This window comes from Curvibacter gracilis ATCC BAA-807 (assembly GCF_000518645.1).
Lineage (GTDB): Bacteria > Pseudomonadota > Gammaproteobacteria > Burkholderiales > Burkholderiaceae_C > Curvibacter > Curvibacter gracilis.
This window is the reverse complement of the sequence record NZ_JADZ01000010.1, coordinates 108,901-123,146: the sequence shown is the minus strand read 5'-3', so window position 1 is coordinate 123,146 and position 14,246 is coordinate 108,901. Positions and strand designations below refer to the sequence as shown.

Annotated in this window: 15 protein-coding genes and 1 pseudogene; 8 read left to right on the top strand and 8 right to left on the bottom strand. The window is 66.9% G+C overall.

The annotated features are described in order from the left end of the window. Positions 1–5: 5 nt before the first annotated feature. Genes L880_RS0107285 through L880_RS0107275 form a run of 3 tightly spaced genes read left to right on the top strand, consistent with a single transcriptional unit; the run spans position 6 to position 2,919 of the window. The gene (locus L880_RS0107285) at positions 6–977 is read left to right on the top strand and encodes a Bug family tripartite tricarboxylate transporter substrate binding protein (RefSeq protein ID WP_342669163.1); all 972 of its coding nucleotides are present in this window, start codon (positions 6–8) and stop codon (positions 975–977) included. After that, complete coding sequence (locus tag L880_RS0107280; protein WP_027475110.1) at positions 970–1,950, top strand: amidohydrolase family protein; 981 nt, start codon at positions 970–972, stop codon at positions 1,948–1,950. Before L880_RS0107285 ends, L880_RS0107280 begins: the two co-directional genes overlap by 8 nt. Positions 1,951–1,962: 12 nt before the next feature. Next, a complete protein-coding gene (locus L880_RS0107275) occupies positions 1,963–2,919 on the top strand; it encodes an SMP-30/gluconolactonase/LRE family protein (RefSeq protein WP_027475109.1) in 957 nt (318 codons plus the stop codon). 46 nt (positions 2,920–2,965) lie between these two features. On the opposite strand, the gene L880_RS0107270 is transcribed toward L880_RS0107275, so the two are convergent. The 3 genes and pseudogenes from L880_RS0107270 to L880_RS31875 all read right to left on the bottom strand — a co-directional run bounded on the left by L880_RS0107270 (position 2,966) and on the right by L880_RS31875 (position 5,498). After that, positions 2,966–4,165, bottom strand: coding sequence for a type II toxin-antitoxin system HipA family toxin (locus L880_RS0107270; protein WP_027475108.1), 1,200 nt, complete (start codon positions 4,163–4,165; stop codon positions 2,966–2,968). A gap of 8 nt (positions 4,166–4,173) precedes the next feature. Continuing rightward, complete coding sequence (locus L880_RS34875) at positions 4,174–4,425, bottom strand: helix-turn-helix transcriptional regulator (RefSeq protein WP_019572810.1); 252 nt, start codon at positions 4,423–4,425, stop codon at positions 4,174–4,176. A gap of 143 nt (positions 4,426–4,568) precedes the next feature. Next, positions 4,569–5,498, bottom strand: a pseudogene (locus L880_RS31875) (LysR family transcriptional regulator). 109 nt (positions 5,499–5,607) lie between these two features. Here L880_RS31875 and L880_RS0107260 point away from each other — a divergent pair. From L880_RS0107260 to aroE, 5 genes are read left to right on the top strand one after another with little or no spacing between them, the layout of a single operon-like run. Further along, complete coding sequence (locus tag L880_RS0107260) at positions 5,608–6,534, top strand: ketopantoate reductase family protein (protein WP_027475107.1); 927 nt, start codon at positions 5,608–5,610, stop codon at positions 6,532–6,534. A 19-nt stretch (positions 6,535–6,553) separates the two neighbouring features. Further along, on the top strand, positions 6,554–6,964 hold the full coding sequence (locus tag L880_RS0107255; RefSeq protein ID WP_027475106.1) for a VOC family protein: 411 nt from the start codon (positions 6,554–6,556) through the stop codon (positions 6,962–6,964). 25 nt (positions 6,965–6,989) lie between these two features. Further along, positions 6,990–7,475: a MaoC family dehydratase gene (locus L880_RS0107250; protein ID WP_051443133.1), complete on the top strand. Its 486-nt coding sequence runs from the start codon at positions 6,990–6,992 to the stop codon at positions 7,473–7,475. Between the two features lie 35 nt (positions 7,476–7,510). Then, positions 7,511–8,740 carry a CaiB/BaiF CoA transferase family protein gene (locus tag L880_RS0107245; protein ID WP_027475104.1) on the top strand — a complete coding sequence of 410 codons (1,230 nt, stop codon included), beginning with the start codon at positions 7,511–7,513 and terminating at the stop codon, positions 8,738–8,740. Between the two features lie 31 nt (positions 8,741–8,771). Beyond that, complete coding sequence (gene aroE, locus L880_RS0107240; protein WP_027475103.1) at positions 8,772–9,593, top strand: shikimate dehydrogenase; 822 nt, start codon at positions 8,772–8,774, stop codon at positions 9,591–9,593. Between the two features lie 23 nt (positions 9,594–9,616). On the opposite strand, the gene L880_RS0107235 is transcribed toward aroE, so the two are convergent. From L880_RS0107235 to L880_RS0107215, 5 genes are all read right to left on the bottom strand, one after another. Beyond that, entirely contained in the window at positions 9,617–10,303 is a 687-nt protein-coding gene (locus L880_RS0107235) for an aspartate/glutamate racemase family protein (RefSeq protein ID WP_027475102.1), read from the bottom strand. A gap of 26 nt (positions 10,304–10,329) precedes the next feature. After that, complete coding sequence (locus L880_RS0107230; RefSeq protein ID WP_169737739.1) at positions 10,330–11,001, bottom strand: GntR family transcriptional regulator; 672 nt, start codon at positions 10,999–11,001, stop codon at positions 10,330–10,332. A 113-nt stretch (positions 11,002–11,114) separates the two neighbouring features. After that, entirely contained in the window at positions 11,115–12,005 is an 891-nt protein-coding gene (locus tag L880_RS0107225; RefSeq protein ID WP_027475100.1) for an ABC transporter permease, read from the bottom strand. Positions 12,006–12,015: 10 nt separating this feature from the next. Then, positions 12,016–12,936 (bottom strand): ABC transporter permease, encoded by a 921-nt coding sequence (locus L880_RS0107220; protein ID WP_027475099.1) that lies wholly within the window; start codon positions 12,934–12,936, stop codon positions 12,016–12,018. A gap of 4 nt (positions 12,937–12,940) precedes the next feature. Then, positions 12,941–14,242, bottom strand: coding sequence for an ABC transporter substrate-binding protein (locus tag L880_RS0107215; RefSeq protein ID WP_027475098.1), 1,302 nt, complete (start codon positions 14,240–14,242; stop codon positions 12,941–12,943). Positions 14,243–14,246 lie beyond the last annotated feature (4 nt).

The window sequence follows — 14,246 nt, the reverse complement described above, 5'->3', positions numbered from 1 at the left end:
AGCCCATGAAGAAGCTCCCCCTGCTTTGCATCGGCCTGCTGAGCACCACCTGGGCGCAGGCACAGCCCCCGGCCAACGCCCCCTGGCCCACCCAGCCGGTGCGCCTGCTGGTGGGCTTCACGGCAGGCGGGCCCACCGACATCGTGGCACGCGCCCTGGCCGAGCCCCTGGGCAAAAGCCTGGGCCAGCCCGTGATCGTGGACAACCGGCCCGGCGCCAACACCATCATCGCGGCCCAGGCTGTGGCCCAGGCCAAGGACGGCCACACCCTGTTGATGGCGGCCACCAACCACACCATGATCAGCGCGCTGTACAGCCGCCAGATCCAGTTCGACCCGGTCAAATCCTTCAAGGCCGTGTGCCGCATCGGGGCCTCGCCCACCGTGCTGGTGGTGGGGCCGCAAGCGGGCTTCAGCCGGCTGGCTGATTTTCTGGCCAAGGCCAAAAGCCAGCCCCGTGGCGTCACCTACGCCTCGCCAGGCCAGGGCAGCTCGGTGCACTTTGCAGGCGAAGACTTTGCCCAGCGCGCAGGCCTGCAGCTGACCCATGTGCCCTACAAGGGTGCGGCCCCGGCCATTGCCGACGTGATGGCCGGGCAGGTGATGGCCTCTTTCGCCTCGCTGGGATCGGTGCTGCCCTCGATCAAGTCGGGCAAGCTGCTGGCCTTGGCGGTGGCCAGCCCGCAACGCGTGAGCGCCCTGCCCCAGGTGCCCACCTTCGAGGAATCGGGCATCAAGGGCTACCGGGCCGATGCCTGGTATGGCGTGCTGGCCCCGGCCCAGACGCCCGAGCCGGTGCTGCAGAAGCTGCAGACCGAGGTCAGCCGCTTTGTCACGTCAAGTGCCGGGGCCGACCGGCTGCAGCAACTGGGCATGGACCCGGTGCTGGCCTGCGGCGACGAGTTCGACCGCCAGATCGCGGCCGAGACCGCCCACTGGAGCCAATTGGCCCGCCAACTGAAGATCAACGATGAATGAGTTCACTGCCCCCCTGGCATCGCCCAACCGTCGTCACCTGCTGACCCTGGGCGCCGGCGCCCTGCTCGGTGCCTGCGCCCAGACACCGGCCCGCCCCGGTGCGCCGCGGCCTGAGCCCCTGAGCGTGCCCCATTCGGCCGGCCAGGGCACGCCCAGCTTCGAGGTGCCTGCCGGCGCCTGCGACTGCCACCACCACATCTACGACCGGCGCTACCCGGCCCACCCCAGTGCCACCCTGCTGCCGGCCGACGCCAGCCTGGCCGATTACCGATTGCTGCAGCGTCGCCTGGGCCTGCAGCGCCATGTGATCGTGCAGCCCTCCACCTACGGCACCGACAACCGCCTGCTGGCCGACACCCTGCGCGCGGCCGGCCCCCAGTCCCGGGGCGTGGCGGTACTCGGCAGCGATGTGAGCGAGGCCGAGTTGCAGGCCCTGCACGAGGCCGGCGTGCGCGGCGTGCGCTTCAACCTGAGCTTTCTGGTGGGCGTCAACGCCGACATGATGGTGCCGCTGTCAAAGCGCCTGGCCGAGCGCGGCTGGCACCTGCAGGTGAACGGCACGGCCGCGCTGCTGCAGGCGCACGAGGCGGCTCTCAGCCAGCTGGCCTGCCCGCTGGTGATCGACCACATGGGCCAGTTGCCCCAGCCCGCAGGGCTGGATCACCCGGCCTGGCGCCTGTACCAGCGCTGGCTGGACGGGGGGCGCACCTGGTTCAAGCTGTCGGGCGCCTACCTGCCCAGCCGGCGCAGCGATTTTTCCGACGTGGGCGAGGTGGCGCGGGCGCTGCTGCGCCAGGCCCCCGAGCGCATGGTGTGGGGCAGCGACTGGCCGCACCCGACCAAGAAGGAAGACGCCAAGCCCGACGACACCACCCTGTTCAACCTGCTGGCCACCTGGGCGCCCGACGCCGGCTTGCGGCACAGAATACTGGTCGACAACCCCGCCGTGCTGTACGGCTTTCCCAGCGCCTGAGGACACCCCACCATGTTTTTGCTGAACCCACCCACGGTCCGCACCCTGGACACCTTCAGCGCCCTGCCAGGCAAGTACCGGCAGGCGCGGCGCACCGTCTGGGGTGATGCCAACCAGGGCGGCCGGGCGGCCGACTCGTTTCTCGAAGGCCCGGTCTTCGACGCCCAGGGCAACCTCTACGTCACCGACATCCCCTTCGGCCGCGTGTTCCGCGTCGACCCCCAGGGTGAATGGGATCTGGTGGCCCAGTGGGAGGGCGAGCCCAATGGCATGAAGTTCATGAGCCCCACCGAGTTGCTGATCACCGACTACATGAATGGCCTGATGGTGCTCGACGTGACCCGAGGCAGCCTGCGCCCCCTGCTGGCGCGGCGCAACACCGAAAGCTTCAAGGGCGTGAATGACCTGTGCTTCGACAGCCGGGGCAAGCTGTTCTTCACCGACCAGGGCCAGACCGGGCTGCACGACCCCAGCGGCCGGGTGTACCGCCTCTCGCCCGAAGGGCGGCTGGACCTGCTGCTGTCGAATGTGCCCAGCCCCAATGGCATCGTGCTCTCGCCCGACGAGCGCTTTTTGTTCGTGGCCGCCACCCGCGGCAACTGCGTGTGGCGCATGCCCCTGCTGGCCGACGGCTCGGTGGCCAAGGCGGGGCAGTTCTTCACCTCCTACGGCCCCAGCGGCCCCGACGGCCTGGCCATGGACGAGGCCGGCCGCCTGATCGTGGCCAACCCGGGCCTGGCCTATGTGTGGGTGCTCAACGGCCGGGCAGAGCCGGTCGAGGTGTTGCGCGGCCCCTCAGGCCACTCGCTGACCAATGTGGCCTACGGCGGGGCAGATCGCCGCACGCTGTTCGTCACCGACTCGACGGCGGGCGAGATCTTGTGCGCGCCGATGAGCGAGGCAGGGGTGGCGCTGGGACAGGCCCAGCGCTTTCCGGAGGCCACCACAACGGCGGACAAGGCGCAGTAAGAGGATCGTCAATCCATGACGCAACTTGGACGCGGATGCTTGAGGTTCAATTCAAGAACGTCTTGGAGAAGGCATCGATCCCGAGCTGAATTGCTTGAGCCACATGAGGAATGGCCGCAGTGATCTCCTCTTGTTCGCGCAAGACCTGCTCTGCGGTCAATACCAGCGTCTGAATGCGCTCGACAGGGTCTAAAACGTCGCAGTCTTTTGCGAATTTGAGAAGGCCATCCCGGCTTGAAAAAAATGAGCGCTGGCCGCGCAGCTCAAGGGCCAAGGCGTCTTCGGCAATATAAGCCGTGGTGTTGACGATGTCATACGCCGGTGCGAGTTGGCAGTCGGCCGTGGTCGGGTCGGCGTACAGCAAGCCGAAATTCTTGAGATGCGCGTCGCCATTTCCGACGATGCAAGAGAGCGCGACCATGTCAAAGAGCGAATGCAGTGACGTGGCGACATGCTCAGGGGAGGCAAAACTTTCGATCAACCTGGCGACGAAGGTGTAGCTCCTGTCGTACTTTTCGCGGGCAGACAGGCCACCGAGGACAGCCATGTCCTCAAAGCCCATGGCTTCGCCTTGGGCGGTCCTGTCGAAACGCTTCATGACGAACAACTCACGGTTCTTGGACAGGTAGAACTCGGGAACGGACATACCCGCCTCGCGAGCCATCGTCATGCACAGGTATTCATTGGCAGCCAAACCGGGGTACGCCTGCCGACCACTTTTGACGATCAGGTCCGGGGCATGGAAGGTCGCTCGGGTCTGTGCATCACCAGCCTCCAGGGCTTGAGGAACCAATACCTTGGGCTGGACGCCCGAGATGCCGGCTCGGGTGATGTACTTGTCGACAAGTTCGGCAAAGATGTTCTCTTTGCCGTCCCACTCCAGGATCTCAGTGAGGCTTTCCCCGCGCTGAATTTCAGGGCGCTTGAGCAGACCGCGCGTCATCTCCGTGGGATCGACCTGAATGCGGCCAATCGGGGCTTGCGAGCCACTGATGGCCAGCAGCGCCATGTCATCGAGTTGCAGCGTCTTGGCAAGGCGATTGCGCAACTCCTCCAGCATGAAGCCCTCGGGCAGGTTCATCTGGAACACGGGGTGCAATGCCTGGCTCTCGTACTGCCGGGATCGCACAGGCATGGTCAGACTCACGGCCGCCTCATCAGGCCTGGCCCGGCCATAGCCAAACAAGTACACGCGATCCTCGAGCGACAGCGTGCCACTCTCTCCCTGGGGCGTGCTGATACCCATGGATGGCTTCACTTGAAATCCCTCAGTTCTTCAAGGGTGGGTCTGCTGCGGGGTGCCAAGGTCAGTTCAGCCCCCAAAGCGCTTGCCAGCTTGTCGTAAGAGCCCACTGCCACGGATTCACGACCCGCCTCAATTCGGATCACCGTCAGTCGCGGGATACGCGCCAGTTCGCCTGCCCGTGCCTGAGTGAGCCCACGGTTCACCCGCATCGCCTTGAAGGTGGCGCCAAGTCTCTGAAGCTGGAAAGACGATGTCGTCATGTATTTTATGAGATACCAAAGCATAAATAGGTATCACAAAATATACACACAACCCTGCGATTTCACAAACGCGGCGCACTGGGGGCTGAGTCGCCATGCGCAAGACCCGCTCCCCCTGAGCGCCCGCCCCTGCACACGACGGCTCAATTCCCTTTCACCACCCCCATGAACAAGTCCGCGCACACCCCCCGCAGCCACTGGTTGGCCGGGTCGTGGTGAAAGCGCGCGTGCCAGTGCTGCTTGACCGTGAAACCCGGGATGGCGATGGGGCAAGGCAGCACCTGCAGGCCACCGCTGTGGGCCAGGGTTTCGCCGATCTGGCGCGGCAGGGTGCCGATCAGGTCCGTGGTGGCCAGAATGGTTGACAGCCCCAGAAAACCCGGCACTTTGAGCCGCACCTGACGCTGCACCCGGGCCCGCTTCAGGGCTTCCTCCAGCAGCCTCTGCCCGGTGCCGCCCACCACGCCGGCATGCGCCTCACGGGCGTAGGCGGCCCGGCTCAACCGGCCCTGGATGCGCGGGTGACGGGCGTTGGCCAGGCACACCCAGTCCTGCTCGAACAAGGCCTGCTGGAAGAAGCCCTACTCCAGGTCGGGCAGAAGCCCCAGGGCCAGGTCGGCCTCACCGTTTTCCATGGCCTGCAACATCCCGGGGCGGATCGGTGCGGCCTCGAGCCAAACCCCTGGGGCCTGGGCGTGGACATGGGTGAACAGGCGAGGCAGCAGGGTGATGTGGCTGGCGTCGGTCATGAAGATGCGGAACTCGCGCTCGCTTTGCGCGGGCTCGAAGGCGGCCGCGGGCTCGCTCAGGCGGCGCAGGCCTTCGAGCACGCTGCGCACGGTGTCCATCATGGCTTCGACGCGCGGGGTGGGCAGCATGCCCTCGGTGGTGCGCACGAACAGCGGGTCGCCCAGGGTTTCGCGCAGTTGGGCCAGCCAGACGCTGACGGTGGGCTGGCTCAGGCCCAGTTGCTCGGCCGCACGCGTGACGCTGCGGCTGCGGTGCAGCCTATCCAGAAAGGCCAGGTGCCGGGGGTCGAGCAGGTGCAGATCGGTGCTCATGTCGGTGCGCATGGAGCCTTTCATGTGTATTGCCAAACGCAATGAAGTGTATTGCGACTACTGCCTGGAACAAATCAGGCCCGCTGCCCAGAATCGCCCCAAGCCATCACCGGAGACGATTTTGAAGATTGCAGTACTGGGCGCAGGCGCCCTGGGTTGCGCCATCGGGGGTACCCTGGCCGAGGCCGGCCACGAGCTGGTGCTGATCAACCGCAACCCGGCCCAGGTGGCCGCCATCGGGCAGCACGGCCTGCGGATGCGCCGCCCCGAAGGCGAGAGCTGCGTGGGCGTGCAGGCGGCGCAAAGCGCCGCGGGCCTGGGGCCGGTGGATCTGGTGATCGTGCTGGTCAAATCCTTTCACACCCGCGAAGCCATGGCCGCAGCCACCTCGCTGGTGGGGCCGCAGACCGTGGTGCTGTCGCTGCAAAACGGCCTGGGGCATGAAGACATCCTGGCCGACATCGTGGGGCGCCCCCATGTGCTGGCCGGCAAGACCTATGTGGGCGGGGTGCAGCTGGCCCCGGGCCACATCATTGCAGGCACCGCGGGCAAGGAGACCCTGATCGGCGAACTCGATGGCCAGATCAGCCCGCGCGCCCAGGCCATTGCCGAGGCCTTCAACGGCGCAGGCCTGCGCACCACGGTGAGCGACAACATCCTCGGCGTGATGTGGGACAAGCTGCTGATCAACGTGGCCACCGGGGCCGTAAGCAGCATCACGCGCCTGCCCTACGGCCCGCTGTACCGCATCCCCGAGATCGAGGCCACCGCCGTGGCCGCCGTGCAGGAAGCGATGGATGTGGCTGCTGCCGCCGGCGTGCGCCTGAGTTACACCGAGCCCCGCGCCGCCTGGCTCAAGGCCGCGGCCGGCCTGCCGGACGACTTCAAGACCTCGATGCTGCAGAGCCTGGAGAAGGGCTCGGTCACCGAGATCGACTTCATCAACGGCGCCGTGCTGCGCTGGGGCCAGCGCCACGGCGTGCCCACGCCGGTCAACCAGACGCTGGTGGCCTGCATCAAGGGCCTCGAAGCCGCCCTGCCCCACTGACTTTGCTTGAGGAACCCCCATGAACGCCGCTTTCCAGCCCCCCACCCGCGCCTATGTCGAGCATGTGGCCGTGCGCGTCAAAGACATTCACTGGCACATCCGCTTCTTCTGCGAGGTGCTGGGCATGGACGTGCGCGAGATCGACGGCCCCACCGACGATCCGCGCCAGTACTGGACCCTGGGCGGCCTGCAACTGATGGCCACGCTGGATTTTGAAGCGCCCCCCAGCAACGACAGCGGCTGGCTGGCCCACCTGGGCGTGATGGTCGACGACCTGGAGGCCGCGCTGCGCGCCGCCGAGCCCTGGGGCGTGAAGCACCTGCCCCAGGGCCGCAACTGGCTGCAACTGCCCGACGGCCTGGCCGTGGAACTGATCCAGGCCGCCCCAGGCAGCGTGGCACAGGCCCTGGCTGTGAAACCCCGTGGCTGAGCCCGCCCCCCGATCCGAAAGTCCCATGAAACTCATCCCGCCCCCCATCCACTTCGAGACCCCTGAAAAATACTGGGACGACGCCCGCGAAGGCGATGTCTGTGTCAGCCCCGCCTACGAGGTGACCGAGGCTCGCATCAACACCTATGCCGAACTGACGGGCGACTACACCCCCGTGCACATCGACGAGGACTATGCCAAGACCACCCCGTTTGGCACCCGCGTGGCCCACGGCCTGTTCGGCCTGTCGATTGCCGACGGCCTCAAGACCCGCAGCGAGTACCGCTTTCTGCCCGGGATGTCATTGGGTTGGAGCTGGGACTTTGTGCTGCCCATCAAGATCAACGACCGCTTGCACGTGCGCTTCAGCGTGACCGGCCTGCGCGCCTCCAGAAGCCGCCCCGGCTGGGGCATCGTGGTGCTGCCCTCGGAGCTGATCAACCAGCACGGCCAGGTGGTGCAAAAGGGCGAACACCGCCTGATGATCCCGCGCCGCCCGGGCTGCTTCTGAGCCCCATGCCCCCCGTTTTTGACAGAAAGCCTCTCATGAGCCCAACGACCCAAGCCCTGCCCCTGGCCGGCCTGCGCGTGATCGATTACAGCCACTTTCTGGCTGGCCCCTATGTGGGCCGCTGCCTGGCCGCCCTGGGTGCCGAGGTGATCAAGGTGGAGCGCCCCGGCACGGGAGACGCCGGGCGCCAACACAGCCACATCATTGACGATCAGCAAAGCGGATACTTTCTGCAGCTCAACATGGGCAAGCAAGGCGTGAGCGTGAACATGCGCGACCCGCGCGGCAAAGCCTTCATGCACCGGCTGTGCGACTCGGCCGATGTGTTCATTGAAAACTACCGCCCCGGCGCCCTCGACAGGCTGGGCCTGGGCTACCCCGAGCTGGCAGCCCGCAACCCGCGGCTGGTGTACTGCTCGATTTCGGCCTATGGCCACACCGGCCCCGACTCGCACCGCGCCGGCTTTGGCCTGATTGCCGAGGCCAAGAGCGGCATCATGCAGATGGTGGGCAGCCCCGGCGAGGCGCCGCCCCTGCTGCGCATCTCGTTGGGCGACATGTACACCGGCATCCACGCGGTGGCCGCCATCAATGCCGCCCTGCTGGGGCGCGAGCGCAGCGGGCGTGGCCAGCACATCGACATGGCCTTGTACGACACCCTGGTCTCCATGCACGAGTACGCCGTGCAGTGCTACACCCTGTCGGGCGGCCAGGTACTGCCCCAGCAGACCGGGCACGACATGCCCACCTCCACCCTGTATGGCGTGTTCCGCGCCCAGGACGGCGACCTGGTGCTGGCGGCCCAGGTGGACGATGCCTGGCGTCGCTTTGCCACGCTGGTCGAGCAGCACGGGGGCCCGGCAGGCTTTGGCGCCGACACCCGCTTTCATGACGCCAACGGCCGCAATGCCGGGCGTGAAGAGATCCTGGCCGTGGTCAGGCCCTGGATTGCTCAGCGCACGGTGGCCCAGGTGCTGGCCTTGCTGGACGGCATCGATGTGCCGGCCGCCAAGGTGCAGCGCATCGATGAGGTGATCAACGACCCGCAGATCCAGGCCCGGGGCATGATCCAGGAGCAGCAGCACCCCCGCTACGGTACGCTGCGCCTGCCCAACCTGCCCTTCCGGTTCTCTGAGTGCGACACCACGGTGCAGCAGGTGGCCCCCGACCTGGGCCAGCACAACGCCGAGGTGGCCGCCGCCCTGGGCTACAGCGCCGACGAGATCGCCGCCCTGCAGGCCGAAGGCGTGCTGTTCAGCCGCTGACGTGCCCCCTTTTTCACCGGAGACACACCCCATGACCGACCGCTATGCCGTCATCGGCAACCCGATTGCCTTCAGCAAGTCACCCCTGATCCACAGCAGCTTTGCCCAGGCCACCGGGCAAGACCTGGACTACAGCAAGATCGAAGGCCCGCTGGGCCAATTTGCGGCCACCGTGGACGCCTTTCGCGCCCAGGGCGGGCGCGGCCTCAACATCACGGCCCCGTTCAAGCTCGACGCGTTTGCCTACGCCACCGAGCATTCGCCCGCAGCGCAACTGGCCGGGGCGGCCAATGCGATGAAGTTTGACGGTGAGCGCGTGCTGGCCGAAAACTTCGATGGCGTTGGCCTGGTGCGCGACGTGGTGCACAACCTGGCGCAGCCCCTGCGTGGCAAACGGGTGCTGGTGCTGGGCGCAGGCGGTGCGGCACGCGGTGCACTGCTGCCCTTTCTGGCCGAGCAGCCGACAGAACTGGTGATCGCCAACCGCAGCCTGGACAAGGCCCAGGACCTGGCCCGCATCGGTACCGCGCAGGGCCCGGTGCGGGCCTGCAGCCTGCAAGACCTGCAAGGCCGGCACTTCGACCTGGTGTTCAACGCCACTTCGGCCAGTTTGCGGGCCGAACTGCCCACCGTGCCGGTGTCGGTGTTTGCCGAGTGCGCCCTGGCCTATGAACTGGCCTACGGCAAAGGACTGACCCCGTTTTTGCGCCTGGCCCAGGGCGCGGGCGTACCCCAGCTGGCCGATGGCGTGGGCATGCTGGCCGAGCAGGCCGCAGAAGCCTTTGCCTGGTGGCGCGGCGTGCGGCCGCAGACACGGGCCGTGATCGAGCGACTGACCGTGCCCCTGGTGTGAGCCGGCGCCTGCCCAGGCCGCCGTCAAGCTGCCGGTGCAAGCTCCATGTGCCCCAGCAACTGCCGCACGCCCGCCTGCACGCTGTCGATCAAGGGCAGGCCGCTGCCCGACTGCAACTGGGCGGCCATGCCGGCCAGGCCCGCGCCACCGATGATCAGCGCATCGGGGGCCCAGCGCGCCTGGGCCTCATGGCAGGCCTGGGCCAGCACGCGCAGAGCGCCATCCGGGTCGGCGGCCATCTCGGCACCGCTGGGGGCCACGGTCCACACCCCGGCCAGTTGCGGCGCAAAGCCCAATTGCAGGGCCAGGCGTTGCAGCATGGGGCCCCAGCGCTCGCCCCCGGTGACCACGGCAAAGCGGCCCAGGCGGGCCGCTTCGGTGAAGGCGGCCTCGGCCAGGCCGGTGACGGGCACGGGGCTGCACTCCCTGAGCGCCCACAGGCCCGGGTCGCCAAAACAGCCGATCAGCACGCCGTCGGGAGGCGTGACGGCCCGCTCTGGCTCGGCTCCCCAGGCATCGAGCACCGCATGGCCGGCCACCTGGTAGCTGACCTCGTCGGCAATGTAAGGAGCGCCGAAGCGCGCGGTCACGGTGTGTGCCGCGACCGGCGACGCAAGGTCAGCCAGCGCCTGGGCGATGTGTTGCTGCAACAGCGCACTGACCGATTCAGAGGTGTTGGGGTTGATGACCAGAAGGCGCTTTGTAGGCATCGTGGGCTTCACCGGCTTGATGGACCTCACCCGGCGCTGCCCAGCAGGGCCACCAGATCGGGCGCAGCGGCTTCCGCCGGGCCGAAGTGCAGCTGCGTCTCCAGCCGGGCCAGGTGGTCGCGCATGCGGCGGGCCGCCTCGGCCGGGTCGCGCAGGCGGATGGCGTCGATCAGGGCGCGGTGCTCGCGGCAGCCGCAGGCCGTGGCCTCTTCACGCTCGGCGGCGTGGTGGGCGCTGTAGGTCATGAGGATCAGCGAGGTGCGCGACACCAGCTCGCGCAGGATGCGGCCCAGGGTCTGGTGGCCTGAGCCTTCGGCAATGCGCAGATGAAAGTCGCCCGACAGGCGGATGGCGCGGCGCATGTCACCCTGGGCGCGCGCGGCTTCTTCCTGCTCGATGCTGTCGCGCAGCTGCTGCACCTCGCCCACACTGGCGCGCTGGATAAACAGCTCCACCAACATGGGCTCGATCAGCCGGCGCGCCCCGAACACCTCGCGAGCCTCCTGCTCGGTGGGCTGGGCGATGGTGGCGCCGCGGTTGGGGGTGAGCGTGACGATCTGTTCATTGGCCAGGCGCACCAGCACCGGCCGGATGCGCGTGCGCGACACCCCGAAGGCGGTGGCCAGCTTGTCTTCGACCAGCTTGGTGCCGGGCGGCAGGTGGTGGTCCAGCACCGCCGACACGATGCGGTCGTACATCTCGCTGTCGCTCAGGGGGAGCACGGGGCTTGGAACAGGGCCAGAAGCATGGCCAGAAGCAGAGGCAGGGGCAGAAACAGGGCTTGTCATGGCGACTTCATCGGTGCGGGTCATCAGACCTCCTTGCGGCGGCGCCGCTTCATCCAGGCTGCGGCGGCCACGGCCAGGCCCATCACGGCAAACGACACCACGGTGGTGACGGTGCCCAGGGCGTAGATGGCCGGGGTGGTGACGGTGGCGGTCAGGCCCTGCAGCTCCAGTGGCAAGGTGTTCACGTCGCCGATGGCCTGCGAGGTGCGGGCGATCTCGTCCCAGCTCAGCGTGAAGCCGAACATGCCCACGCCCACCACCGAGGGGCCGATCAGGGGCAGCACCACATGGCGGAAGGTCTGCCACGGGGTGGCGCCCAGGTCACGGGCGGCCTCTTCGTAAGCCGGGTTGAAGCGGTTGAACACCGCAAACATGATCAGCAGGCCGAAGGGCAGCGTCCAGGTGAGGTGGGCGCCCAGCGCAGAGGTCATGAGGCCCAGCGAGCTGCCGTAGCCCTCGAGCAGCGCGTCGGCACCGCACCAGGCCAGCAAGGCCTTGAGGCCATCATCGAGCAGGCGGAACTGCAGCCCGATGCCCAGCGACACCACGATGGAGGGCATGATCAGGCTGGCCACGGTGACAAAGAACAGCACCTGCCCACCGCGCAGCCGCTTGCGAAAGGCCAGGCCGGCCAACACCGACAGCAGCACGGTCAAGACCATCACCATGGCCCCCAGCCCGAGCGAGCGCATGAAGGCCGCGCCGATGTCCACGGTGCCCAGGCCCTGGGCCAGTTGCGCAAACCAGTGCAGCGAGACCCCGCGCAGCGGAAAGGTCAGGCCGCCTTCGGGGCCCTGGAAGCTCAACACCACGATGGTGAGCATGGGCCCGTACAAAAAGGCCACAAAAAGGGCAAACACCAGCGCCAGCGGCCAGAAGCCGGGGGCGCGTTGACGGGTCATGGAACGGGGCATGGGGGGCCTCTCACAGCTCGCGGCGGATGTCGACCAGGCGCGTCAGGCCCCAGATGATCATCAACACCACCGCCAGCAAAATCACGGCGTTGGCCGCCGCCAGGGGAAACTGAAGGTACGAGGTCTGGACCTGGATGATCTTGCCCACCGAGGCGATCTGCTGCCCGCCCATCACGCCGATGGTGACAAAGTCGCCCATGACGATGGTGATCACAAAGATCGACCCGATCAGCACCCCCGTGCGCGACAAGGGCACGATCACATGCCACAGCGTCTGCCAGGCCGAGGCGCCGGCATCGCTGGCGGCCTCCAGCAGGCTGCTGTCGATGCGCATCATGCTGTTGAAGATGGGCACGATCATGAACAGCGTGTACAGGTGCACAAAGGCCAGCACCACCGAAAAATCAGAGTAAAGCAGCCAGTCCAACGGGCCCTGGGTCAGGCCCAGGCCCTGCAGGGTCTGGTTGACCAGGCCGTTGCGGCCCAGCAGCGGCACCCACGAGATCATGCGGATCACGTTCGAGGTCCAGAACGGCACCGTGCACAGCACGAACAGACCGGTCTGCACGCCCGCCGAAGGCACGTGGAAGGCCAGGAAATACGCCACCGCAAAACCCAGCAGCAAGGTGATGCCCCAGACCAGCACGCAGAACTTGAGCGTGGAGAGGTAGGTGCTCAGGGTGACGCACAGGTCGCCCTGGTCGGTGCGCTGGCTGCAGCCCTCGAAGATGGCCGCGTAGTTGTGCAGCGTGAAGCCGGGGATCAGCTCGTACTCGTTGAAGTGCCAGAAGCTGACCATCAACACCAGCAGCAGCGGCAGCACAAAGAACAGCGCGAACACCGTGCTGAACGGAGCCGCCTGCCACCAGGCAGGCAGCCCGCGCGCCACGGCGCCGGCCGGCGCCTGGGTGGGGGCTACAACCGTGCTCATCGGGTCAGGCCGCGACAAACTCGTTCCACTTGCGAACCATGTACTCGTTCTCGTCCATGACCGCGTTCCAGCAGGCGATGCCGCCCATGCGCTGCTCGTAGCTGCCGCCATCGCGCACGCTACCCGCCTTGGCGATCACCTCGCCATGGGGGTTCTTGATGTCCTGGGCGGCAGCCTTGCCTTCCATCCAGTAGGCCCACTCGTAGGCTTCCATCTTGGCCTTGGCGGTCTCGAGCACCGCGCTGTAGTAGCCCTGGCGGTTCAGGTAGGCACCGGCCCAGCCGTCGAGGAACCAATTGATGAACTCGTAGGCGGCATCGAGCTTGGCCCCTGACAACGTGGCCGGCAGGCCAAAGCCCGAGGCCCAGGCGCGGTAGCCCTCCTTGAGCGGCTGGAACACGCAGTCGATGCCCTTGCCGCGCACGGCCGTCACGGCGGGCGACCACATCGACTGGATCACCACCTCGCCCGAGGCCATCAGGTTGACCGACTCGTTGAAATCCTTCCACAAGGCACGGAACTGGCCGGCCTTCTTGGCCTCGATCAGGGTCTTGATCGTGAGGTCGATCTCGGCCTTGGTCATGTTGCCCTTGTCGGCGTACTTGTGGATGCCCTTGGCCTCGACCACCATGGCCGCGTCCATGATGCCGATGGAGGGGATGTTGAGGATGGCCGCCTTGCCCTTGAACTCGGGGTTCAGCAGCTCGGCCCACGAGCTGATCGGGCGCTTGATCAAGTCGGGGCGGATGCCCAGCGTGTCGGCGTTGTAGGTGGTGGGGATCAGCGACATCCACTCGGTGGGCGCCTTGGCAAACACCTTGCTCTTCTCGCCTTCCAGAAAGATCACCTTCTTGGGCGCGGTGCCCTGGTCACCCACAAGCTTGCCGGCCACGGTGCCGGTGGTGAACAGCGAGGTGATCTTGTCGGCGTTCTTCACACGCTTGGTGCTGATGCCCTTGAGGTTGCCGGTGGGCACGATCTTCTTGAGCGAGAAGTACTCGGTGTCGATCAGATCAAAGCTGTTGGGCGCGGTGACGGCGCGCTTGGTCACGTCGTCGGTGGTCACGGCCACGTACTGCAGGGTGATGCCGGTGTCGGCCTTGAACTTCTCGGCAATCGCCTTGTCCTGGTTGACCGCCGTGCCCAGGTAGCGCAGCACAGGCTTGTCCTGGGCATGCACGGCCGGGAACACGCCCGCGGCCAGGATGCCCGCCGTGCCCTTGAGCAGGGATCGGCGTTGCACAGCGGTCTCGGACAGATCGGTCTTGGGCACATCTGCCTTGGGGGAGGACTGGGAATCAGACATGGTC

Bases quoted from the DNA above. Each gene is read 5' to 3' on its own strand.
- L880_RS0107285 (WP_342669163.1), top strand. From the start codon at position 6: ATGAAGAAGCTCCCCCTGCTTTGCATCGGCCTGCTGAGCACCACCTGG.
- L880_RS0107280 (WP_027475110.1), top strand. From the start codon at position 970: ATGAATGAGTTCACTGCCCCCCTGGCATCGCCCAACCGTCGTCACCTG.
- L880_RS0107275 (WP_027475109.1), top strand. From the start codon at position 1,963: ATGTTTTTGCTGAACCCACCCACGGTCCGCACCCTGGACACCTTCAGC.
- L880_RS0107270 (WP_027475108.1), bottom strand. From the start codon at position 4,165: ATGGGTATCAGCACGCCCCAGGGAGAGAGTGGCACGCTGTCGCTCGAG.
- L880_RS34875 (WP_019572810.1), bottom strand. From the start codon at position 4,425: ATGACGACATCGTCTTTCCAGCTTCAGAGACTTGGCGCCACCTTCAAG.
- L880_RS0107255 (WP_027475106.1), top strand. From the start codon at position 6,554: ATGAACGCCGCTTTCCAGCCCCCCACCCGCGCCTATGTCGAGCATGTG.
- L880_RS0107250 (WP_051443133.1), top strand. From the start codon at position 6,990: ATGAAACTCATCCCGCCCCCCATCCACTTCGAGACCCCTGAAAAATAC.
- L880_RS0107245 (WP_027475104.1), top strand. From the start codon at position 7,511: ATGAGCCCAACGACCCAAGCCCTGCCCCTGGCCGGCCTGCGCGTGATC.
- aroE (WP_027475103.1), top strand. From the start codon at position 8,772: ATGACCGACCGCTATGCCGTCATCGGCAACCCGATTGCCTTCAGCAAG.
- L880_RS0107235 (WP_027475102.1), bottom strand. From the start codon at position 10,303: ATGCCTACAAAGCGCCTTCTGGTCATCAACCCCAACACCTCTGAATCG.
- L880_RS0107230 (WP_169737739.1), bottom strand. From the start codon at position 11,001: ATGTACGACCGCATCGTGTCGGCGGTGCTGGACCACCACCTGCCGCCC.
- L880_RS0107225 (WP_027475100.1), bottom strand. From the start codon at position 12,005: ATGCCCCGTTCCATGACCCGTCAACGCGCCCCCGGCTTCTGGCCGCTG.
- L880_RS0107220 (WP_027475099.1), bottom strand. From the start codon at position 12,936: ATGAGCACGGTTGTAGCCCCCACCCAGGCGCCGGCCGGCGCCGTGGCG.
- L880_RS0107215 (WP_027475098.1), bottom strand. From the start codon at position 14,242: ATGTCTGATTCCCAGTCCTCCCCCAAGGCAGATGTGCCCAAGACCGAT.